Origin of the sequence: Bacillus sp. EKM420B (assembly GCF_011065565.1) — a bacterium.
Classification (GTDB): Bacteria; Bacillota; Bacilli; order Bacillales; family Bacillaceae; genus Bacillus; species Bacillus velezensis.
In genome coordinates this window covers 194,827-216,878 of record NZ_JAAMNX010000006.1, presented here as the reverse complement: position 1 = coordinate 216,878, position 22,052 = coordinate 194,827, and the positions used below count along the sequence as shown (strand labels likewise).

The 22,052-nt window shown below is 49.0% G+C and carries 23 protein-coding genes; 15 read left to right on the top strand and 8 right to left on the bottom strand.

Going from position 1 to position 22,052, the window contains the following annotated elements; genetic code table 11:
• The first annotated feature begins 8 nt into the window (after positions 1-8).
• Complete coding sequence (gene srfAD, locus G9F48_RS17640) at positions 9-740, top strand: surfactin biosynthesis thioesterase SrfAD (protein WP_165409883.1); 732 nt, start codon at positions 9-11, stop codon at positions 738-740.
• Positions 741-861: 121 nt separating this feature from the next.
• Positions 862-2,172 (top strand): aminotransferase class I/II-fold pyridoxal phosphate-dependent enzyme, encoded by a 1,311-nt coding sequence (locus tag G9F48_RS17635; RefSeq protein WP_015388714.1) that lies wholly within the window; start codon positions 862-864, stop codon positions 2,170-2,172.
• Between the two features lie 35 nt (positions 2,173-2,207).
• Here G9F48_RS17635 and G9F48_RS17630 read toward each other — a convergent pair whose 3' ends face one another.
• The 6 genes from G9F48_RS17630 to G9F48_RS17605 all read right to left on the bottom strand — a co-directional run bounded on the left by G9F48_RS17630 (position 2,208) and on the right by G9F48_RS17605 (position 6,955).
• Positions 2,208-2,882 carry a 4'-phosphopantetheinyl transferase family protein gene (locus G9F48_RS17630; RefSeq protein ID WP_165409882.1) on the bottom strand — a complete coding sequence of 225 codons (675 nt, stop codon included), beginning with the start codon at positions 2,880-2,882 and terminating at the stop codon, positions 2,208-2,210.
• A gap of 98 nt (positions 2,883-2,980) precedes the next feature.
• Positions 2,981-3,628 carry a YczE/YyaS/YitT family protein gene (locus tag G9F48_RS17625; RefSeq protein ID WP_165409881.1) on the bottom strand — a complete coding sequence of 216 codons (648 nt, stop codon included), beginning with the start codon at positions 3,626-3,628 and terminating at the stop codon, positions 2,981-2,983.
• An 81-nt stretch (positions 3,629-3,709) separates the two neighbouring features.
• Positions 3,710-4,453 (bottom strand): cystine ABC transporter ATP-binding protein TcyC, encoded by a 744-nt coding sequence (tcyC, locus tag G9F48_RS17620; RefSeq protein WP_003156376.1) that lies wholly within the window; start codon positions 4,451-4,453, stop codon positions 3,710-3,712.
• Positions 4,454-4,465: 12 nt separating this feature from the next.
• On the bottom strand, positions 4,466-5,170 hold the full coding sequence (locus G9F48_RS17615; protein WP_003156375.1) for an amino acid ABC transporter permease: 705 nt from the start codon (positions 5,168-5,170) through the stop codon (positions 4,466-4,468).
• Positions 5,157-5,954 (bottom strand): cystine ABC transporter substrate-binding lipoprotein TcyA, encoded by a 798-nt coding sequence (gene tcyA / locus G9F48_RS17610; RefSeq protein WP_003156373.1) that lies wholly within the window; start codon positions 5,952-5,954, stop codon positions 5,157-5,159. Before tcyA ends, G9F48_RS17615 begins: the two co-directional genes overlap by 14 nt.
• 128 nt (positions 5,955-6,082) lie before the next feature.
• Positions 6,083-6,955 (bottom strand): LysR family transcriptional regulator, encoded by an 873-nt coding sequence (locus G9F48_RS17605; RefSeq protein WP_077721781.1) that lies wholly within the window; start codon positions 6,953-6,955, stop codon positions 6,083-6,085.
• A 91-nt stretch (positions 6,956-7,046) separates the two neighbouring features.
• Between G9F48_RS17605 and G9F48_RS17600 the strand changes: the two genes are divergently transcribed.
• From G9F48_RS17600 to G9F48_RS17585, 4 genes are read left to right on the top strand one after another with little or no spacing between them, the layout of a single operon-like run.
• Positions 7,047-7,661, top strand: a complete 615-nt coding sequence (locus G9F48_RS17600) for a non-oxidative hydroxyarylic acid decarboxylases subunit B (protein WP_088005476.1) — start codon at positions 7,047-7,049, stop codon at positions 7,659-7,661.
• Between the two features lie 2 nt (positions 7,662-7,663).
• Positions 7,664-9,085 carry a phenolic acid decarboxylase BsdC gene (gene bsdC, locus G9F48_RS17595; protein ID WP_003156369.1) on the top strand — a complete coding sequence of 474 codons (1,422 nt, stop codon included), beginning with the start codon at positions 7,664-7,666 and terminating at the stop codon, positions 9,083-9,085.
• A gap of 17 nt (positions 9,086-9,102) precedes the next feature.
• A complete protein-coding gene (locus G9F48_RS17590; RefSeq protein WP_003156368.1) occupies positions 9,103-9,330 on the top strand; it encodes a non-oxidative hydroxyarylic acid decarboxylases subunit D in 228 nt (75 codons plus the stop codon).
• Positions 9,330-9,791: a pyridoxamine 5'-phosphate oxidase family protein gene (locus G9F48_RS17585; protein ID WP_156735934.1), complete on the top strand. Its 462-nt coding sequence runs from the start codon at positions 9,330-9,332 to the stop codon at positions 9,789-9,791. The genes G9F48_RS17590 and G9F48_RS17585 overlap by 1 nt, the downstream gene beginning before the upstream one ends.
• A gap of 41 nt (positions 9,792-9,832) precedes the next feature.
• On the opposite strand, the gene G9F48_RS17580 is transcribed toward G9F48_RS17585, so the two are convergent.
• Positions 9,833-11,311, bottom strand: a complete 1,479-nt coding sequence (locus tag G9F48_RS17580; RefSeq protein WP_003156366.1) for a peptide MFS transporter — start codon at positions 11,309-11,311, stop codon at positions 9,833-9,835.
• Between the two features lie 278 nt (positions 11,312-11,589).
• Between G9F48_RS17580 and G9F48_RS17575 the strand changes: the two genes are divergently transcribed.
• Positions 11,590-13,335, top strand: coding sequence for a right-handed parallel beta-helix repeat-containing protein (locus G9F48_RS17575; RefSeq protein ID WP_165409880.1), 1,746 nt, complete (start codon positions 11,590-11,592; stop codon positions 13,333-13,335).
• A gap of 92 nt (positions 13,336-13,427) precedes the next feature.
• On the opposite strand, the gene G9F48_RS17570 is transcribed toward G9F48_RS17575, so the two are convergent.
• On the bottom strand, positions 13,428-13,649 hold the full coding sequence (locus tag G9F48_RS17570) for a hypothetical protein (protein ID WP_165409879.1): 222 nt from the start codon (positions 13,647-13,649) through the stop codon (positions 13,428-13,430).
• 121 nt (positions 13,650-13,770) lie between these two features.
• Between G9F48_RS17570 and gerKA the strand changes: the two genes are divergently transcribed.
• The 8 genes from gerKA to G9F48_RS17530 all read left to right on the top strand — a co-directional run bounded on the left by gerKA (position 13,771) and on the right by G9F48_RS17530 (position 22,046).
• Entirely contained in the window at positions 13,771-15,411 is a 1,641-nt protein-coding gene (gene gerKA / locus G9F48_RS17565) for a spore germination protein GerKA (RefSeq protein WP_165409878.1), read from the top strand.
• A complete protein-coding gene (locus G9F48_RS17560) occupies positions 15,398-16,624 on the top strand; it encodes a Ger(x)C family spore germination protein (protein ID WP_103527155.1) in 1,227 nt (408 codons plus the stop codon). The genes gerKA and G9F48_RS17560 overlap by 14 nt, the downstream gene beginning before the upstream one ends.
• Before the next feature lie 24 nt (positions 16,625-16,648).
• Positions 16,649-17,767 carry a GerAB/ArcD/ProY family transporter gene (locus tag G9F48_RS17555; protein ID WP_103527154.1) on the top strand — a complete coding sequence of 373 codons (1,119 nt, stop codon included), beginning with the start codon at positions 16,649-16,651 and terminating at the stop codon, positions 17,765-17,767.
• A 168-nt stretch (positions 17,768-17,935) separates the two neighbouring features.
• On the top strand, positions 17,936-19,261 hold the full coding sequence (locus G9F48_RS17550) for an LLM class flavin-dependent oxidoreductase (protein WP_029326230.1): 1,326 nt from the start codon (positions 17,936-17,938) through the stop codon (positions 19,259-19,261).
• Between the two features lie 13 nt (positions 19,262-19,274).
• Positions 19,275-19,766 carry a GNAT family N-acetyltransferase gene (locus G9F48_RS17545; protein WP_015388710.1) on the top strand — a complete coding sequence of 164 codons (492 nt, stop codon included), beginning with the start codon at positions 19,275-19,277 and terminating at the stop codon, positions 19,764-19,766.
• Positions 19,767-19,794: 28 nt separating this feature from the next.
• On the top strand, positions 19,795-20,586 hold the full coding sequence (locus G9F48_RS17540) for an amino acid ABC transporter substrate-binding protein (RefSeq protein WP_165409877.1): 792 nt from the start codon (positions 19,795-19,797) through the stop codon (positions 20,584-20,586).
• Positions 20,587-20,608: 22 nt separating this feature from the next.
• The gene (locus tag G9F48_RS17535; protein ID WP_165409876.1) at positions 20,609-21,283 is read left to right on the top strand and encodes an amino acid ABC transporter permease; all 675 of its coding nucleotides are present in this window, start codon (positions 20,609-20,611) and stop codon (positions 21,281-21,283) included.
• Positions 21,284-21,296: 13 nt separating this feature from the next.
• Positions 21,297-22,046 (top strand): amino acid ABC transporter ATP-binding protein, encoded by a 750-nt coding sequence (locus G9F48_RS17530; RefSeq protein ID WP_165409875.1) that lies wholly within the window; start codon positions 21,297-21,299, stop codon positions 22,044-22,046.
• The last annotated feature ends 6 nt before the right edge of the window (positions 22,047-22,052 follow it).

Here is a 22,052-nt window from a genome sequence, read left to right as displayed (position 1 = left end):
GCCCGCTAATGGTCCAGCTCTTTAAATCGTTCGATACCACAGAAAAAACGCAGCTCATCTGTTTTCCGTTCGCAGGAGGCTATTCCGCATCATTCCGCCCGCTCCACACCTATCTTCAAGGTGAGTGTGAGATGCTTGCCGCGGAACCGCCGGGACACGGAACAAATCAAATGTCCGCCGTTGAGGATTTTGAACAGCTTGTCAGTTTATACAAGCGGGAGTTGAATCTCCATCCTGACCGCCCGTTTGTCCTGTTCGGCCACAGTATGGGAGGCATGGTCGCTTTCAGGCTGGCGCAAAAGCTGGAGCGGGAGGGGATTTACCCGCAGGCCGTGATCATCTCAGCCATTCAGCCGCCGCATGTTGAAAGGAAAAAAGTGTCTCATCTTGATGATGAAAAATTTCTCGCCCATATTATCGAGCTGGGCGGAATGCCGCAGGAGTTAGTGGAGAATAAGGAGGTCATGTCATTTTTCCTGCCTTCTTTCAGATCCGACTACCGCGCGCTTGAAAGCTTCCGTCCGTCTGATTCTCACATGATTCAATCACCCGTCCATATTTTTAACGGGCGGAAAGATGAAAAATGTATCAAAGATGCGGACGGATGGAAAAAATGGGCCGACAATCCCGTATTTCATGAGTTTTCGGACGGCCACATGTTCATATTAAGTGAAACTGAAAAAGTGGCGGAACGAATATATGAGATTATTAACAGGAGCACTGCAGGCCAATTGTTATAGGAGATGACAGACAGCATTCGCTGTCTGTTTTTTGTAACAAAATCTGCCCGTGAGTTTTCTCATTTATCAAAAATTTTATGTTATGATTTGATGGAATATAATTTTGAAGGGATTGTCGTACATGAATGATGCAGCAAAAGAGCTGAACAGAACATTATCTGAAGAAAACCCGCACGTGCTTCATATGCTTTCTGATTTGGGCAGAGAGTTGTTTTATCCGAAAGGGGTGCTGACACAATCAGCGGAAGCGAAAGCCAAGGCCGGAAAGTATAATGCCACGATCGGGATTGCCACCTCACAAGGCGAGTCTATGCACTTTTCCCATATTCAAGAGACACTGTCCGCCTATAACCCCGATGATATCTACGATTATGCTCCGCCGCAGGGAAAAGAGCCGCTCAGACAGGAATGGCTGAAAAAAATGCGTCTCGAAAATCCTTCATTAGCCGGCAAAGACATCAGCACGCCGATCGTGACAAACGCTTTAACACACGGGCTGAGCATTGCCGCCGACTTGTTCGTCAATGAAGGGGATGCGCTGCTTCTGCCTGATAAATATTGGGGAAATTACAATTTCATTTTCGGTGTCCGGCGCAAGGCATCCATTGAGACGTACCCGCTTTTTCAGCAGGATGGGCGTTTTAATGCGGCGGGGCTGTCCGAGCTGCTGAAAAAGCAGGAAGAAAAGGCGATTGTCGTGCTGAATTTCCCGAATAATCCGACAGGCTATACGCCGGGAGAAGAGGAAGCGTCAGAAATCGTCAGCGTGATCCTGGAGGCGGCGGAGGCCGGCAAAGAGATTGTCGTGCTCGTAGACGATGCGTATTACAATCTGTTTTACGATGAAACAGCCATTCAGGAATCCATCTTCAGCAAACTCGCCCAAGTGCACGACCGGGTGCTTTGCGTGAAAATAGACGGCGCGACGAAGGAAAATTACGCGTGGGGCTTCCGCGTCGGTTTTATTACGTACAGCACAAAAAGCGAAAAAGCGCTGCGCGTGCTCGAGGAAAAAACAAAAGGGATTATCAGGGGAACGATTTCAAGCGCCCCGCATCCGTCCCAAACGTTTATGCTGCGGGCGATGCAGTCACCGGAATACGAGAAAGAAAAATCGCTGAAATATAACATCATGAAAAAACGGGCTGACAAAGTGAAAGCCGTTCTTGCAGAAAACAAGCACTATGAAGACGTATGGACGCCTTATCCGTTTAACTCGGGTTATTTCATGTGTGTCCGGCTGAAAGACATAAACGCCGGCGAATTGAGAGTGTCGTTGCTTGAAAAGAGAGGAATCGGGACGATATCCATTAATGAAACCGATTTGCGAATCGCATTTTCATGTGTTGAAGAAGAACACATCGCGGATCTGTTCGAAGAAATTTATCAAGAAGCAAAGCAGCTGCAGAAACAGGCGGAAATATCAGGCTGACAAAAAAGGAGGGGGACACCCTCCTTTTTCTATGCTTACAGCAGCTCTTCATACGTTTTCATCTCAATCCCGTCACAAAAATCGGGATGCGCCGCACAAACGGCCAGCTTATATTCCTCGTCCGCATCATATGTGCGGATGAAACAAGGTTCATGTCCGTCCGGGAGCTCAATGGACACATGGCCGTCGTCTTTGAGACGGACGCTGAATGAATCAAGCGGCAGGGAAAGCCCTTTTCCGGCCTGCTTGATAAAGCTTTCTTTCATCGACCACAGGTGGTAAAAATAATCGGTCTGCTGATCGGGGTGTTTCGCTTCCAGATCACTGTATTCCGTCGGCGAAAAAAAACGTTTGGCGATATCAATCGTGCCGGGCTTCATTTTTTCAATATCAATGCCGATCGGTTTTGAATCAACGGCACACACGATCCAGCGCCCGGAGTGGGAAATATTAAAGTGCATGTCCGGAAGCGCGGGGATGTACGGCTTTCCGTATTCCTGGACGCTGAATGAAATCGCGGCCGGATCAAGTCCGTAAGCCTTCGCCGCAGCGGTGCGGATCAGCATGTCGCCGATCAAGGTGCGGTGAGCATCCTCCTTATGGTAAAAGCGCCGGCATTTTTCCCGCTTTTCGGCGGACACGGCTGCCATCATCCGCTCCTCTTCCCCTGCAGAAAGCGGGCGGTCCATATATACTCCGTAAATCTTCATGTCCAGATCCTCCGTCTGAAAATATTGTCAAAACCATCCTATCATATCAGACGAAAGCTGTCCGAAAATAAAAAAACAAAACCGTTTCGGCTTTGTTTTTAATGCAAGGAGGTTGCCCGCCCGGAGATCGCGTATGTTAACAGTTTAGAGGACTGCGGCAAAGAAAAACGCAGAATCAGCCCCGTCAAAACAGCCGTAATAATGGTTCCGGCGCCGATCGGTCCGCCCATCATCCAGGCTGCGGCAAGAATCGTCAGCTCAATGCCGTTCCTCACCCATTGCACGTTCCAGCCCGTTTTTTCAGATATCAGCATCATCAGAGAGTCCCGGGGGCCCGCGCCGAGCCCTGCTGATACGTAAATACCGACGCCGCAGCCGATCAGCAGCAATCCGATAGAAAAAAACACGGCCGCTAAGGAAAAAGCGTGCGCCTCAGGAAGCAGAAACGAGAAGAAATCAATAAACATTCCCATCAGCACCATGTTTAAGATAGCGCCGATTTTCGGGAGTGTCCTCGTGAACAGGCAGGTTAAAGCCACGATGACCGCGCCGACCAAGATGGACCATTGGCCGACAGATAGCCCGAAATGCTGAAAAAGCCCATAATGAAAGGCATCCCAAGGGCTGATGCCGAGAACTTTTCCTTTAATGGTTAACGATACCCCGAAAGACAAAATCAACAGACCGGCAAAATAAAACGTCCAGCGCATCAAGAATTCCCGCTTCAAAGAGGTCCCTTCTTTCATAAAATTTCATTAATTGTCATTGTAGCATAACCGCCAAAAAAAAGAAGAAGCGAAATCAGTGTTTCGCTTCTTCTCCGGCTCCTACAAAGGATTCAGTATACGGTTTAAAAACCGCTGCGTGCGTTCTTCTTTCGGCGCGGAAAAAATCTGGGCCGGCGGTCCTTGTTCCACAATGACGCCGCCGTCAATGAAGATGACTTCATCGGCCACTTCCTGCGCGAATTTGATTTCATGGGTGACGACGACCATCGTCCAGCCTTCGTTCGCCAAATCCTTAATCACTTTGAGCACCTCGCCGACCAGCTCCGGATCAAGCGCTGACGTCGGTTCGTCAAACAGCATCAGCTCGGGCTGAATCGCAAGCGCGCGGGCGATGCCGACCCGCTGCTGCTGACCGCCGGAAAGCTGGAACGGATATAAATCCATTTTGTCTTTCAGTCCGACTTTTTCCAGAAGCTCTATCGCTTCTTTTCTGACTTGCTCCTTGTCGCGCTTTTGCACTTGAACGGGTCCTTCCATGACGTTTTCAAGCGCCGTGCGGTGAGGAAACAGATGATACGCCTGAAAGACCATGCCTGATTTGCGGCGGAGGCGGAGAATATCAGCCTGCTTCACTTTTTTGGAGAAATCTATTGAAAAATCGGAGAATGCCAGCTCGCCGCGATTGGGGATCTCAAGCGCGTTCAGACAGCGCAGAAGCGTCGTTTTTCCAGAACCGGACGGTCCCAGAATGGCGATGACTTTCCCTTTTTCTATCTCCATATCTATCTTTTTTAAAATTTCATTCTGTCCGAATGATTTATTTAATCCTTTGACGGAAAGCATATCGAAACCTCCTTATTTGGCCACATAACGGTCGAGACGCCGTTCGATCACATGCTGTACGATTGACAGCAAGAAGCAGATGATCCAATAAATAAAGGCGGCTTCAATATAGATGACCAAGATTTGATCAAGGTTTTGCGCGCCGATTTCCTGCGCTTTTCTGAACAGCTCCGCGACGAGAATCTGTGACGCGAGAGATGTATCCTTGATCAGGCTGATAAATGTATTTGATAATGGCGGAATGGACACGCGAAACGCCTGCGGCAGGATCACGCGGAACAATGTCTTGCGATAGGTCATGCCGATCGTATAACCGGCTTCCCATTGCCCTTTCGGCACGGATGAAATAGATGCCCGGATGATTTCAGAAGCATAGGCGCCCACGTTTAATGAAAACGCGATAACTGCGCTTGGGAAAGGGTCCAGCGTAATATTAAATGTCGGGAACAGATAAAAAATGATGAACAATTGAACGAGAAGAGGAGTGCCGCGCACCGCTGATACGTATACGCTGAACACCCATCTCAATGGTTTCATATTTGACATTCTGGCGAGCGCCGTAATCAGCGCGATGATCATTCCGAAAATAAAGGAAAGAATGGTAAGGGGAATCGAGTAATAGATTCCCCCGGAAAGAATCGGCCAGAATGACTGCTGCACCAAATCCCACGGAATGGCTGTTGCAATCACGGGTTCCGGCATGTTACTTAGAAACATCTTCGCCGAACCATTTTTTCGCTATTTTAGAAAGAGTCCCGTCCTCTTTCATTTCTTTTAACGCTTTGTTGACGTGAGTCACAAGTTCGCCGCTTCCTTTTCGGAATGCGAAATACGTCTGCTGCGGCTGGCCTGCTTCAAACGCGATTTTCACGTTTTTATTGCCGGACGTTTTTAAGTAGTTCAGTACGGCAAGCTTATCGTTATAAGTCAGATCAGCGCGGCCCTGCTGAATGAGCTGAAGGGATTGCGCCATGCCTTCAACGCCTTCAATTTTCGCGCCGGCTTCTTTCGCTAATTTATTGTAATTGCTTGTTAATGACTGAGCCGCTGTTTTTCCTTTGACATCAGCCTCTTTCGCAATCGTGCTGTCTTTTTTCGTCACGACGACTGCATTTGACGTTGTGTATTTATCAGAAAAATCATATTGGTTCTCACGGCCTGTTTTGCCGACTTGGTTGGCGACGACGTCAAACCGTTTCGCGTTTAAACCGGCAAACATGCTGTCCCATTGTGTTTCTTTAAAGTCAGCTTTCAGACCGAGGCGTTTCGCGACTTCTTGAATCACTTCAACATCATATCCGGTCAGTTTGTCAGTCTTTTTATCATGGAAGGTAAACGGTTCGTACGTTCCTTCTGTACCGACGGTCAGTACGCCTTTTTTCTTGACAGAAGCCCAAAGATCGCCGTCTTTTGACTTAGATCCGCTGTCCTGTGAGTTTCCGCAGGCTGCAAGCATTGCGATGCTGACCATCATGAACAAAGCGAATAATGCTTTTTTCATCTTCTTTATTCCCCACTTTTCTGAGTAGTTTTATTGAGAAAAAATAGCTCCCAATTGTAAAGGATAACTTTTTTTTAGTATGAGTCAAGTAATTGGTTTTCATAAGCGGGAATTCATCGTGTTCCGGATCAAAATAATTCCAAAAACTGTCTGACAGGCTTCGGCAGGTAGCTGTCTTTTCTCCAGATGACGGCCGGTGTCATGACAAACGGGTTGTCTTCGATGATAACCGTTTTGACATGCGAGCGCATATGGACGGGAATCATCGTCAAAGGCAGAATCGTGGCACCGAATCCTGATGATACGAGGCTCAAGAGCGTCGCGGAGTCATGGCATTCACAAACAACCTGGAGATCGAGACCGTACTGTTCACAAACTTGGAGGACTTGGTCATACACACCTCTTCCATTGACGGTGCGCAAAAGGATCAGAGGCAAAGAGGCGATGTCACTCAGTTTAATCGTTTCTCCGCACAGTCGTTTTGAATGCTCGGACAGTACCAATACACACGGAATGTCTTCAAGCTCCTTCGATTCAATGCCGTCGTTTTTAATCAAGGTGGTGGTGACGGCGGCGTCAATCTGCCGGGTTTCCAGAAGCTCCAGCAGTGAGACGGGCTCATCTTCCCAAATGTTAAAGGTGAGATGCGGAAACCGCTCTTTCATCTGTGACACTTTCTCAAGCATGAGCGCTGCGCAGTAAATGGTTGACCCAACGGCAAGTGTCCCGGCCACCTCCTCCTTCAGCTCTTGTACCTCGATTATAGCGTCCTCAAACTTATGAAGAATCTCTTTCGCTCTTTTCAAAAAGACATTTCCTTCATATGTGAGGGTCATTTGTTTCTTTTTATTGCGGTCAAACAGAATGACGCCCAATTCTTCTTCGAGCTGTTTCAGCTGTCTGCTTAAAGGCGGCTGTGCCATATGAAGCTTTTTGGCGGCCGTCGTGATTTTCTGCTCTTGGGCAATGGTGATGAAATAACGCAATTGCCGGATATCCATGAGAACGCGCTCCTTTCTATTATACCTTTAAGGTATGATACATAGATTTAACGAATATTTTTCATATGGATATATCAGGAGTATGATGGATTTGACACCACATTTCAAGCGTAAAGGAGGGGTCAATATGAAGCTCGTCATCGGAATGACCGGGGCAACGGGGGCCATATTCGGGATCAGGCTTTTAGAATATTTAAAAGCCGCGGAGATCGAAACCCATCTTGTCGTTTCTCCTTGGGCAAATGTCACCATTACACATGAAACCGATTATACGTTAAAAGATGTCGAGAAACTCGCATCCTATACGTATTCTCACAAAGACCAGGCAGCGGCGATTTCAAGCGGCTCGTTTGAAACGGACGGGATGATCATCGCTCCGTGCAGCATGAAATCACTGGCAAGCATCCGCACCGGAATGGCTGACAATCTGCTGACAAGGGCGGCTGACGTCATCCTGAAGGAGCGGAAAAAACTTGTGCTGCTGACAAGAGAAACGCCGCTCAGCCAAATCCATTTAGAAAATATGCTAGCGCTTACAAAAATGGGTTCCGTCATTCTTCCGCCGATGCCGGCATTCTATAACAAGCCGGCTGACATGGATGAATTGATAGACCATATTGTGTTCCGGACGCTTGATCAGTTCGGCATCCGTCTGCCGGAAGCGAAACGGTGGTACGGAATTGAAAAACAAAAAGGAGGAATCTGATAATGGCCTATCAGGATTTTAGGGAATTTCTCGCCGCTCTTGAAAAAGAAGGGCAGCTCTTAACCGTCAATGAAGAGGTAAAACCGGAGCCGGACCTGGGCGCCGCCGCGCGTGCAGCCAGCAATCTCGGGGATAAAACCCCTGCACTTTTGTTTAACAATATTTACGGACATCACGATGCGCAGGTGGCTCTGAATGTCATCGGCTCGTGGCCGAATCACGCGATGATGCTCGGCATGCCGAAAGATACGCCTGTAAAAGAACAATTCTTTGAGTTTGCCAAACGGTACGATGCATTTCCGGTGCCGGTTAAACGGGAAGAAACCGCGCCGTTTCATGAAAATGAAATAACGGAAGATATCAATCTTTTTGACATCCTTCCGCTATTCAGAATCAACCAGGGGGACGGCGGCTACTATTTGGATAAAGCGTGCGTCATTTCCCGCGATCTTGAAGATCCGGACAATTTCGGCAAGCAGAATGTCGGCATTTACAGAATGCAGGTAAAGGGAAAAGACCGCCTCGGCATTCAGCCCGTGCCTCAGCATGATATTGCGATTCATCTTCGCCAAGCTGAAGAACGCGGCGTGAATCTTCCCGTTACGATCGCGCTCGGCTGTGAGCCGGTGATTACAACGGCTGCATCAACTCCGCTGTTATACGATCAATCCGAGTATGAAATGGCCGGCGCGATTCAAGGGGAGCCCTACAGAATCGTTAAATCTAAATTGTCTGATTTAGACATCCCTTGGGGCGCTGAAGTCGTTCTGGAAGGAGAGATCCTTGCGGGAGAACGGGAATACGAAGGACCTTTCGGTGAGTTCACGGGCCATTATTCAGGCGGCCGCAGCATGCCGGTCATCAAAATCAAACGGGTATATCATAGAAACAATCCGATTTTTGAACATTTATACTTAGGCATGCCATGGACGGAGTGCGACTATATGATCGGCATTAATACGTGCGTGCCGCTTTACCAGCAGCTGAAGGAAGCCTATCCGAACGAAATCGTCGCCGTGAATGCGATGTATACGCACGGGCTGATCGCCATTATTTCCACGAAAACGCGCTACGGCGGATTTGCCAAGGCGGTCGGCATGCGCGCCCTGACGACGCCGCACGGACTCGGCTACTGCAAAATGGTCATTGTCGTGGATGAGGATGTCGATCCGTTTAACCTGCCGCAAGTCATGTGGGCGCTCTCAACGAAAATGCATCCGAAACACGATGCAGTCATCATTCCTGATCTGTCCGTCCTTCCGCTTGACCCGGGGTCTGATCCGGCAGGGATGACACACAAAATGATTCTTGACGCCACGACGCCTGTCGCGCCGGAAACAAGAGGCCATTATTCGCAGCCGCTTGATTCCCCGCTGACAACGAAAGAGTGGGAACAAAAACTGATGGACTTAATGAATCAATAAGAAAGGATGAGTTTACTATGAAAACATGCCCGCGCTGTGAATCGCAAAAAGGAGAAACCGTCAGCCAATCGCCGGTCAAAGGCGCTTGGGAAATATACCAATGCCAAACCTGCTTTTTCACATGGAGATCCTGTGAACCGGAAAGCATCACGAATCCGGCGGCATTCAACCCGGCATTTAAAATCGATCCGAAAGAAACAGAGACGGCCACACATGTTCCCGCTGTCCCGGAAAGAAAAGCGTAATGCTGACGGAGCACTTGCCGGAGGCGCTTTACGCGCTTTTAGACGGAACGGAACTTGAAAAAAAGCAGCACGACGCATTTGTGCTCCAATCCGTGACAAAAGAAGGCCGTCCGCACGCGGCCATGATCAGCGCCGGTGAAATCGCGGCCGTGAGCAGAACAAATCTCCGGCTCGCCTTATGGAAAAACACGACGACCGTAAAAAGCCTGCTGCATTCAGGACAAGCTCTTTTCATCGCCTGGCACGGAGGAGCCGCATATTACGTCACATTGGAATGTAAGGCGCTTCCGCCGCTGAAAGAGGCGAAACACGAGCGGGAACGGTTCAGCTGCCGCGTGATCACCGTCAAGGAAGATCGGGCGAAATACGCGGATCTGACATCCGGACCGGCCATCCAGCTCCACGAACCGGAAGATGTCCTGAAGAGATGGAGAGAAACACTTGAGGAGTTAAAACAATAGACGCAAAAAAAAGCCTGCGGACGATTCCGCAGGCTTTTCTTTTATTGTACGCCTTTCATCGCCCGTTTAATGACGGGAGACAGAAGAATTAAAATAATACCGAGAATGATCGAAACAAGACCGATTGAGCCGAAGTAGGCCGCTTCAGAAATCTTATCAAACAAACCGACTACTTTTGCGTTCAGGGCTTGACCGCAGGCGTTTGTTAAAAACCACATACTCATCGTCTGCGCTGAGAAAGCTGCAGGCGCAAGTTTCGTTGTGACGGATAAACCGACCGGTGAAAGGCAAAGCTCACCAAGCACAACCAAAAGGAAGCTGAGCACAAGCCAAAGCGGGCTCACAAGCTCCCCGCTTCCGCCCATAACCGGAAGCACCATGACTAAAAATGATAATCCGGCAAGGATAATGCCGATCGCGAATTTAATCGGTGTTGAAGGCTGGCGTTTGCCGAGCTTCATCCAGATCCAGGCGAACACCGGCGCGAAAATAACGATGAATAACGGGTTCAGAGACTGGAACCATGAAGACTCAAGATGCATGCCCGCAAAGGAAAGTCTCGTGCGCTGATCCGCATATAAAGCAAGAATCGTCGCGCCCTGCTCCTGAATCGCCCAGAACATTGCCGCTGCAATAAACAGCGGAACATAAGCCGCAAGCCGTGATTTTTCCGTTTTCGTCGCTTTTTTGCTTGTGAACATCACGATAAAGTAAATAACCGGAATGACAATGCCGAGGATACTGACGGTGTCAATCACACGCTGGATCGTCAGCCAGCCGGTTTGAATCAGAACGATAATAACGGCTGCTGCGATGACCACTCCGATTCCCGTGCCGATCACTGATGATTTAGAAATCGGATTCGGTACATTGGAGCCTGCTTTGCCGAGGTATTTCTTTCTCGTAAGAGCGAAAACAATCAGTCCGAGGAACATACCGGCCGCGGCGCATCCGAAGCCTAAGTGGTAGTTGTACTTCTGTCCGAGTGTTCCGACAATTAGCGGCGCAAGCAATCCGCCGAGGTTGATCCCCATGTAAAAGATGCTGAAACCTGAGTCGCGGCGCTCGTCTTCCTTCGTATATAAATCTCCGACAACGCTGGATACGTTTGGTTTAAGCAGGCCGGTTCCGATAATGATCAGAGCCATGCTGGTAAAAAACGCCGCCGTGCTGCCAGGGAAGGCAAGAGCGATGTGCCCGAACATAATTAAAATTCCGCCGTAAAATACGGTGTTTGCCGTGCCGAATACCCGGTCGGCCAGCCATCCGCCGATGACGCTCGACATATATACGAGAGATCCGTATATGGACATGATGGCAACTGCGGTCGTTTTATCAAAGCCGAGACCGCCATGAGCGACTTCCGTGTATAAATAGTAAAGCAATATGGCTCTCATACCATAGTAGGAGAAACGCTCCCAAAATTCGGTGAAAAACAGTGTGAACAAGCCGCGGGGATGACCGAAAAAGCCTCGTTGCGGCACAGTTTCTGTTATAGATTCCTTATCAATAGATGCCACCTGAGCCAACCCTTTCTTAAAAAAGTGTATTACAAAAATCATATTCTTATATAATACTTGTGTCAATATAATTTATACTGAATTCAAAAAATTCCAGAATGAAAAGATATTAAAACGTTTAATATAGACGAATTTTCCTGATTCCAATGACTTATTTTGTTATATTATCTGACTAAACTATCTTTATAAACTTTTTTAATAAAATTTAAAGTATGTACAGGCGGAGCGGGATATGGCGGAATAAGATGACAATAAGAGAGGAAGGAGGAGATTATCACTTGCCGAATCGTATATTGGATATTACGGATTGCGGTGTGGCGGCAGACGGAAACACCGATGTGACGGGCGCCATCAACCAATGCTTGGCCAGGGCCGTCAGCGAAGGCTGTCATACGGTGTTTTTTCCGCCCGGAACGTATAAAATCAACGGCACGCTTGGCGGGGACAGAAGTCAGCCGTTTCGGAACGCCGGGATTAACGTGCCGAGCCATCTCACCATCGTTTTAGATCCGGAATGCACGATTAAAGTGGCGCCGAACAGCTCCTGGGGCTACTCGGCTTTCTATATAGGCGGGCGTGAAAATGTCACCATCACCGGCGGCCGGATCATCGGGGAACGGGATGAACACACGTATACCAATGTCCCTTTGCGGTCGACCCATGAATGGGGGTTTGGAATCTGTATTGAAGGCAGCAGCAATGTGCTGATCGAAAATGTGAAGATTTCGGATTTTACGGGAGACGGCATAATTGTCAGCCCGCTCGGGTTAAAAACAAACAGTGATTACGAAACTTCAGAACAGGTGACCATCCGCCGCTGTGAGATCAGGCAGTCAAGGCGGAACAACATTTCAATCACCGGCTGCAATACCGTTACGGTGGAAGAATGCGTGATTGAAGACGCCGGGCAAGGGAACGGAACGGCTCCGAAGTTCGGAATCGATATTGAATCGTACGGAGAAGGCGATATTGATTATGAAGAAGCTCTTCATATTACGGTCCGCAACAACTTCTTTTCCGGAAACGCCGCAAGCTCAGTCACCAATTTTAACGGATATAATGTGTTAATTGAAGGAAATCATTCCGATAACACAATCAGCTACGGGTACGGGGCACATACCGTCATTTCGGGGAATGTCTTCTTCCGGTCAGACGGCGGCTCAAGGACCGCAGTCGCCGGACAAGGTGTGTCACAAGGACAGGACAGCAGCAATGCCGTCATTTCCAACAATCTGATTACCGGGTTTTCCACCGGAATAGATGTAAGGGGAAAAAGCGTCCTCGTCACTCACAACAAAATCAATCAATTTGAAAATACGGGCATTTCCGTCTATCAGGCAGAAGATGTGACCGTTGACGGCAATGTCATTGAAAACGGACGTTCCGAAACGAGACGAAGCACGGGGATGCGGGCGACGCTGTCGGAAAACGCCGTCTTTACGAATAACACTCTGAATCAGGTGACAGACGGAATCACCATGTCGGCCGGCAGTATCATTGTAAAACAAAATGTGCTGAAATCGTTCAGCCGGGGCATATGGGTCACAGGCGGAAATGCCGTTATTGAAGGAAATACGCTCCTTCCGAATGCGTATCAGGGCGCCGCGGAGTCCTATGCCGTATCTGTGACAAATGACGCCGGGGCTGTCATCAAAGGCAATCTCTTTAAGAACTATAAAAACTATCCCGTATTCAGTTCAACATCCTCGGGAACCTCTGTCATCAGCAACCGCTTTGAATCATCACCGCTTATCGTTACCGTGTATCTGAACTCAGGCACGCATGAAGTCATAGACAATACGCTCACGATCAACCGAACAGCGGGCAGCCCGATCGGCATCTATCTGAACGGGGCCTCCAATTCCCTCGTTTCGGGCAATACCATCAACAACCTTTCCGCCGCTTCTGCTTCCGCCATCCAAACCAGCTCCTCCACAAGTACTAAAATCATCGGCAACCGCATTATCAAAGGCGTCATTGTGAAACACGCGACAGATACGGAAAGCGGAAATATCGTCATCTGAGAACAATCTGCGCCGGAAAAATAAAAAGAACACATGAACTCCGAGAGAAGGAGGGATGTGTTCTTTTTTGACACAATACAGCCGTGCGCCTGTCAGGCATCTTTTTTACCTGATTTATATAAAGCGATCATTTCTCTGATTAAAAAGAGGGCGAATAAAAACAGCATCAGCCATTCTGAGAAGGTGGTCAATTTAAAAGCGGACAGGTTGTTTTGGACCGCTCCATAGAAACTGAAACCTTGCAGCATATCCATCATTACTGAAATGATCAGACAGGCAGTCAGCAAAAAAAATGAAACCCCCAATATTTTCATGCGCATCACTCTCCCTTTTTATCCTTTTCGATTACGCAGAACTTATACAGGCTTTCCGCCGTGCATAATCTTTTGCCGTACAGGAAGAATATGAAAAAAACGAGGAAAGGTTTTTTGCGATATGCCGCCATTTTTTAAGCAGAGGAAACAAAAAAAAGCCGATCAAAACGACCGTGACAATGAAAGCAGAAAAGAAGCGGACAGCCAGCCGGACAAAGAGCGGGATGAGCCGATCTCCCTCAGCTTAAAGCAAAATATGAAGAAGCTGTCTGAGAGGTTCGGCAACAGTGCCGATGTCGTCATCCGCCGGCTGAAAATCGGAAAAGAAGAGCTTCCGGCCGCAATTGTGTATATCGCCGGTTTGGTTGACGAACAGCTTGTCAGCCAATCCCTTCTGGAGGATTTAATCGACATCCCGTCCGTTCAGCCGGAACAAGCGGTCTGCCTGATATACGATAAAACGCTTGCGATCGGCGGGGTGAAAGAGGAAGAAAAATGGAAAAGCCTTTATGCCGGGCTGGTGGCGGGCAGCACGATCATTTTTGTCGACGGGGCTGACAAGGCGCTGATCGCCAGCACGGAAGGGGGCGAGCACCGGTCCATTCAAGAGCCGAGCACTCAGGTCTCTTTCCGCGGCCCGCGGCAGGGATTCACTGAATCTCTGCAAACCAATATTTCCATGATCCGCAGGTATGTAAAAACGCCTGATGTATGGGTTGAAAAAATGGAGATCGGACACGAAACGAATACGGATGTCGCGCTGATGTATATTAACGGAATTTGCGATAAAAAGCTGATTAAGGAAGTCCGCAAGCGGCTGAAGCACATTGACATCGACAGCATTCTGGAATCCGGCTACATTGAACAGCTCATTGAAGACGCGCCGTTTTCTGTGTTCCCCACCGTATATCATACGGAGCGGCCGGACGTCGTGGCGGGGAATCTGCTGGAAGGACGATTTGCGATTATCGTGGACGGAACGCCGTTCGTTCTCATCGCGCCGGCTTTATTTATTCAATTTTTTCAATCCGTTGAGGATTATTATTCACGATTTGATATCGCCACAAGCATCAGGGTGCTGCGGGTATTGATTTTCTTCATTTCACTGGTGGCGCCGGGGATTTATGTGGCGGCGACGACCTTTCACCAGGAAATGATTCCGACGCAGCTGCTGATTGTCATCGCGGCTCAGCGGGAGACGGTGCCGTTCCCGGCCGTGATTGAAGCGCTGACGATGGAAGTGGCCTTTGAGATTCTCAGGGAGGCGGGTGTCCGGCTTCCGAGAGTTGTCGGCTCCGCCGTTTCCATAGTCGGAGCGCTTGTCATCGGCCAGGCCGCCGTACAGGCCGGCATCGTCTCCCCGGCCATGGTTATCGTCGTCGCGCTGACGGCGATTGCCAGCTTTGCGACCCCGGCTTTTGACATGGCGATATCCGCGCGGCTGATCCGGTTTCTCTTTATTCTGTCAGCGGCGGTCATGGGATTTTACGGGCTGATTCTGGGCATTATCATGATGTTCGTCCATCTGTGCGGCCTGCGTTCATTCGGTTTTCCGTATATGTCCCCGCTCGCTCCTTTGACCCCGGGCGGGCTGAAGGATTCCATCCTCCGCGCTCCGTTATGGGCGGACGAAAAAAGGCCGGAACTGCTCGTGCAGGAAAACAACAGGCGCGAAGGGGAACATCAAAGACCGAAACCGGAGACATCCAGAGGAATGGTTAATAAAGATGTAGAAGAGGGCGACGGTAATGAAAAGACGTAAATGGATGCTTATCCTTTGTACGATGGTTTCCCTTATGTTTGTATCCGGATGCTGGGATAAAAGGGAGCTGACTGATTTGGCTGTGATCTCCGCCATCGGTATTGACCGGACCGAAACGGGAAAATACGTCCTTCACTTGCAAATTATCAATCCGGGAAACGTGGCCGGCGGTCTGCAGGGCGGCGGAGCGGGAGACCGGCCTCCGGTTTCCGTCTATTCGGTGTCCGGAGACAATATGACGGAAGCTTTGAGAAAAGGCTCGATGAAAGTGTCCAGAAGGCTCTATTTTGCGCATACGAATCTCGTGGTGTTCAGTGAAAAACTGGCGAAAGAGGAAGGGCTCAGTTTTATTCTGGACAATCTTGACCGCGACACCGAATTCAGGACGACCGCAACCGCGGTTATCGCGCATAATTGCAAGGCTGAAGACATTATTAAAGTGCTGACGCCGATTGATAAAATCCCTTCCAATAAAGTGAACAAGACGCTCAGCTTCACGCAGGAACAATACGGCAGAGTCATTAAAACCAGCCTTCAGGACGTTCTGATTGATCTCGCTTCTCCGACCGGGTCGCCGTTTATACCGGGTTATGAAATGCACGGAGACGAAAAAGCCGGCCCTACAATGGAAAATACGCAGACGACTGAACCGAAAGCAGTGCTGTCAGCGGACGGACTGGCGGTGTTCAAAAAGGATGGGAGGCTGGATTACTGGATTGAGGATGACGACAGTGTGGGGGCTGTATGGCTGCTCAATAGGATCAAGCATACGTTCATCAATGCGGATTGGAAGAACGTGAAGCATGCAATCAGTCTGCAGGTCACCCGCCAGAATACAAAGGTGACGGCCACTTTTCCGAACGGAAAACCGCATATTCACGTGCATGCTCAGGTCGAGGGGCTGGTGGACGCTGTCAGATACCCTTTCCATCTGTCTGATCCGCAAGTGCTGATGACGATGCAAAAGGCGCTCAGCGTGCAGCTTGACAAAGATATCACCAAATCAATTGAAGATATAAAAGCCCGTAAGAATGACTTCGTCGGCTTCGGAGACCTGATCTATCGGAAGCATCCGGACAAATGGAAAAAGTTCAAAGGGAAGTGGGAGGAAGAATATTTCCCCAATCTCCCCGTAGATGTCAAAACGGAAGTCATTATCAGAAGAACGGGCTTGCGGAATAATCCTCTCTCAGACAAGCTTGAGCATGATTGATGTGAGGGGAAAGGAGCGAAGCGTATGGAAAATGCGAAAATCGGCACGCGTCAGCTGTTTATTATGATCATTTTGTTTGAATTGGGCAGTTCGTTATTGATCCCGCCGGGCACGATGGCCGGGCGGGATGCGTGGCTGTCCGTGCTTCTCGGGTGCGTTACCGGTCTCGGACTTTTCTACGTATATCAGGCCCTGTATCAATTTTTTCCTGAGTCTTCACCGAGAGATTACATGAACGAACTGATCGGCAGACATCTGAGCTGGGCGGTCTCGCTTCTTTATATTCTCTATTTTTCTTATATCGCGGCCCGCGTATTGCGGGATTTTGGCGAAATGCTTGTCACCTTCGCCTACCAGGACACGCCGCTTTTAATTGTGAATGCCATGCTGATGATCGCCGCGATATTTGCGGTCAGAAAGGGTATTGAAGTGATAGCGAGAGCCGGCGAGCTGCTGTTTGGCATTATGTATTTTCTGACAGCTGTCGGGCTGATCCTCATTATCAGCTCAGGCACGATCAACCTCAGATTTCTCCAGCCGGTTTTAGCGGAGGGGGCAGGAACGGTCATTTATTCCGTGTTTAAACAGACGATGTTCATCCCATTCGGTGAATTAATCGTGTTTGTCATGATTTTCCCTTATTTAAAAGATCGGAAAAAGGTGAAGAAAACCGGATTTCTGGCGATTATCATCAGCGGGCTGTTTTTGGCGATGTCAGTGGCGATTAATATTTGTGTGCTGGACGTCAACTTAATGCTCCGCTCTCAATTTCCGCTGCTGAGCACCATACAGACAATTAAAGTGGAGGAGTTTTTAGACCGGCTGGATGTCTTTTTCATGCTCGTGCTCGTCATCGGCGGTTTTTTCAAAGTCAGCCTTTTTACATATGCGGTTGTCGTGGGCGTGTCCACGCTGTTTAAAGAAAAAAACCCGTCCCAGCTGGCCTTCCCGGTCGGGTTGGGGGTGCTGATTCTCTCCATCAGCATCGCAAGCAATTTGTCGGAACACATGAACGAAGGGTTAAAAATTGTCCCGATCTATATTCATCTTCCGTTTCAAGTGCTGTTCCCCGTTTTGCTGCTTATCATTGCCGTTATTAAGAAAAAGGTCAAAGGGACCGTCTATACAGTTTCGAAGAAATAACCCGGCCGGTGCGCCGGGTTATTTTAAAAATCATGATTTTTGTCTTAATGCATTGACAAACTTGCGTGACAATTGTACATTTTGATTTATTCTTATAAAATTACTAGGAAATATAGGTTTAATGGTGTTAATATTTTCCGAACCGTATTTCAGAATAGAAGGAGATCCATCATGACAAAGAAAAAAGAAATCAAACTCGGTGTGTTTCTCGCGGGCACCGGCCATCATGTCGCTTCTTGGAGACATCCTCAGGCACCGGCGGACGCGAGCATGAATTTGGATTATTTCAAAGAACTGGCGAAAACGGCTGAGCGGGGGAAATTGGACATGCTGTTTTTGGCGGACAGTTTATCAATAGACGGCAAATCACATCCGAATGTGCTGACGCGCTTTGAGCCGTTTACGCTGCTGTCGGCGCTCGCTCAGGTCACATCCCGCATCGGTCTGACGGCGACCGCGTCTACCACATACAGCGAACCGTTCCATATCGCGAGACAATTTGCATCGCTTGATCATCTTTCCAACGGCCGCGCGGGCTGGAATGTCGTCACATCTTCGATTGAATCGACCGCGCTTAATTTCAGCGGCGAAAAGCATCTTGAGCACCATCTCAGATATCAGCGCGCGGAAGAATTCGTGGAAGTCGTCAAAGGATTATGGGATTCGTGGGAGGAAGACGCCTTTATCCGTGACAAAGAGTCAGGAGCATTTTTCGATAAAGACAAAATGCATGAATTGAACCATAAAGGAACATATTTCTCCGTGAGAGGGCCGTTAAATGTCGCCCGCACACCTCAAGGGCGCCCGGTCATTATTCAGGCCGGATCATCAGGAGACGGAAAAGCGCTGGCCGCCAAAACGGCGGAGGTCATTTTCACCGCGCAAAATCATTTGGAGTCCGCGCAGGAATTCTATCAATCTATTAAAGAACAAGCGGCTTCTTTCGGCCGTGATCCTGAAAAAATCGCGATCATGCCGGGGATCTTTCCCGTTATCGCCGATACCGAAGAAGAAGCGCAGGCAAAATATGAAGAGCTCCAAGACCTCATCATTCCGTCTGTCGGCCTGAACATTCTGCAAAACTATCTGGGCGGCGTCGACCTTTCCGCCTGCCCGCTTGACGGCCCGCTGCCTGAATTGGATGCGGATGCGTCGAATGCCGTTAAAAGCCGGTTCAAGCTCGTTCAGGAGATGGCCAAACGCGATAACATGACCATCCGCGAGCTGTACAAATATGTGGCGGGTTCAAGAGGCCATCATATCTTTGTCGGAACGCCAGAACAGCTTGCCGATAAGATGGAAGAATGGGTCGGAAAACAAGCTTGTGACGGTTTCAACATCATGCCGCCGCTTTTGCCTGAAGGTCTCACTCTTTTTGTAGACAAAGTGATTCCGATTTTACAAGAACGGGGCGTGTTCAGAAAAGAGTATGAAGGAACGACGCTCAGAGAACATTTCGGACTGGAAAAACCGGCAAACCGATATGCCGACTAAAGGAGGGCTCATCATGTCAAGACAATACCGGCTCGCAACGGAGGCAGACGCTGATGAGCTGCTTTCACTGACACTGAGGGCGTATGAACCGATCCGCAAGCTCGGCATCAACTTTGCCGCTGCCACGGCGGATAAAGAACTTGTATTAACTAACATACAAAAAAACGCCTGTTACGTTTTGGAGGAAGACGGACGGATTCTGGCGACGATTTCTCTGCGGATGCCGTGGGGGCCGAATCCCGGGCCGTACGGTGTCCCTCATATTTGGTGGTTCGCCGTCGATCCTGAAACCGGTAAAAAAGGGACGGGCTCAGACATGCTGGAGTGGCTGGAGAACACAGTGCTCCGCGATACATTAAAAGCGCCTTTCGTGTCACTGGGCACAGCGGACAAGCATCCGTGGCTGATCGGCATGTACGAGCGGAAAGGCTACGTCCGCGCAGGCGAAAAGGATTTAGGAAAAGGGCACATCACCATCTATTTAAAAAAACAATTGCAGGATTAACATTTTAATAGGAAAAGGCGGGATTTCAATGAAGAAGAAAACATGGGCTTTGCTGCTGTCTGCCGCGCTTTTGGCGGTCTTATCAGCATGCGGAAACGGAAAAGAAAGCGAAGGCGGCGATAACGTACTGCATGTCGGCGCCACGGGACAAAGCTATCCGTTCGCATATAAAGAAAACGGCAAGCTGACAGGCTTTGACGTGGATGTCATGGAAGCCGTTGCGAAAAAAATCAACATGAAACTGGACTGGAAGCTGCTTGAATTCAGCGGACTGATGGGCGAGCTTCAGACCGGCAAACTCGACACCATTTCAAACCAGGTCGCTGTCACGGACGAACGCAAGAAAACGTATAACTTCACAGAACCGTATTCGTATGCGGGCACACAAATCGTCGTCAAAAACGATAACAAAGACATCAAATCAGTCAATGATCTGAAAGGAAAAACAGTGGCGGCCGTTCTGGGCTCAAACCACGCGAAAAACCTTGAGAGCAAGGACCCGGATAAAAAAATCAATATTAAAACGTATGAAACACAAGAAGGCACGCTGAAAGACGTGGCTTACGGGCGCGTTGACGCTTACGTAAACAGCCGCAGCGTTCTGATCGCCCAAATCAAAAAGACCGGTCTGCCTCTGAAATTAGCAGGAGATCCGATTGTCTATGAAAAAGTCGCCTTCCCGTTTGCAAAGGATGCGGCTCACGATAAAATCCGCAAAAAAGTAGACAAAGCCATTGAAGAACTGCGGAAAGAAGGCACGCTGAAAAAGCTGTCTGAAAAGTACTTTAAAGAAGATATCACAACGGAAGCAAAGCATTAAGAAACGGCGGTGAAAATCGAGAATGAACAGCATTGATTGGGAATTTATGTTTTCAGCTTTTCCCGCGTTAATCGAAGCCTTGCCGATCACATTACTAATGGCCGTCGCGGCCATGGTATTTGCCGTGATCGGCGGCCTTATATTAGCGCTTATCACAAAAAATCGTATTCCTGTGCTTCACCAGCTGTCAAAGGTGTATATTTCATTTTTCCGGGGCGTGCCGACGCTCGTGCAGCTTTTCTTAATTTATTACGGCCTGCCTCAGCTCTTTCCCGGAATGAGCAAGATGACGGCGTTAACTGCGGCGATAATCGGGCTAAGCCTGAAAAATGCCGCCTACTTGGCTGAAATCTTTCGCGCTGCGCTCAACTCAGTCGATGAGGGGCAGCTTGAAGCCTGTCTGTCTGTCGGAATGACAAAATCCCAGGCGTACAGACGGATCATTTTCCCGCAAGCCGTCAGAAACGCGCTTCCCGCGACGGGAAATACATTTATCGGCCTGTTAAAAGAAACATCGCTCGCTTTTACATTAGGAGTGATGGAGATGTTCGCCCAAGGAAAAATGTACGCATCAGGCAACCTCAAATATTTTGAGACGTATTTAGCCGTCGCGGTCATGTACTGGATTCTTACGATTATTTACAGTGTGCTGCAGGATCTGCTCGAACGGGCGATCAGCAAGCCTTATCGCACATAGGAGGAGGCTCAGGATGATACAAGTCAGACATATTCGAAAAGCATTTAAAGACCTTACCGTACTTGACGGGATCGATCTTGAGATCAAAAGCGGCGAAGTCACGGCCATCATCGGCCCGTCAGGCTCGGGAAAATCAACGCTCCTCCGCTGTCTGAATCTGCTGGAGCGCCCGGATGACGGCACCATTGAAATCGGCGATGCAAAGCTGAATGCAGCGTCCTATTCGCGCAAAGACGTACACAAGCTTCGCCAGCAGACGGCGATGGTGTTTCAGAATTACAACCTGTTCAAAAACAAAACCGCCCTGCAAAATGTGACAGAGGCGCTGATCACCGCGCAAAAGAAACCGAAAAAAGAAGCGGAACAGATCGGTATGGACCTGCTGCGGCAAGTCGGTTTAGAACACAAAGCGGACAGCTACCCGATTACGATGTCAGGCGGGCAGCAGCAGCGGATCGGGATTGCGAGAGCCTTGGCCGTTGATCCTCACGCGATTTTACTGGATGAACCGACTTCAGCCCTTGACCCTGAGCTTGTAGCCGGGGTGCTCCAAGTCATCAAATCAATCGCCGAAAAACAGACAACCATGATCATCGTCACGCATGAGATGGCTTTTGCGCGTGAAGTAGCCGACAAAGTTATTTTTATGGCGGACGGACGCATCATCGAACAGGGAACACCGGAGGAGCTGTTTGACAATCCGCAGAACGAACGGACGAAAAAATTCATTAAGCAAGTGGGAGAGCCTGCCGAACTTGTCTAAGAAGGG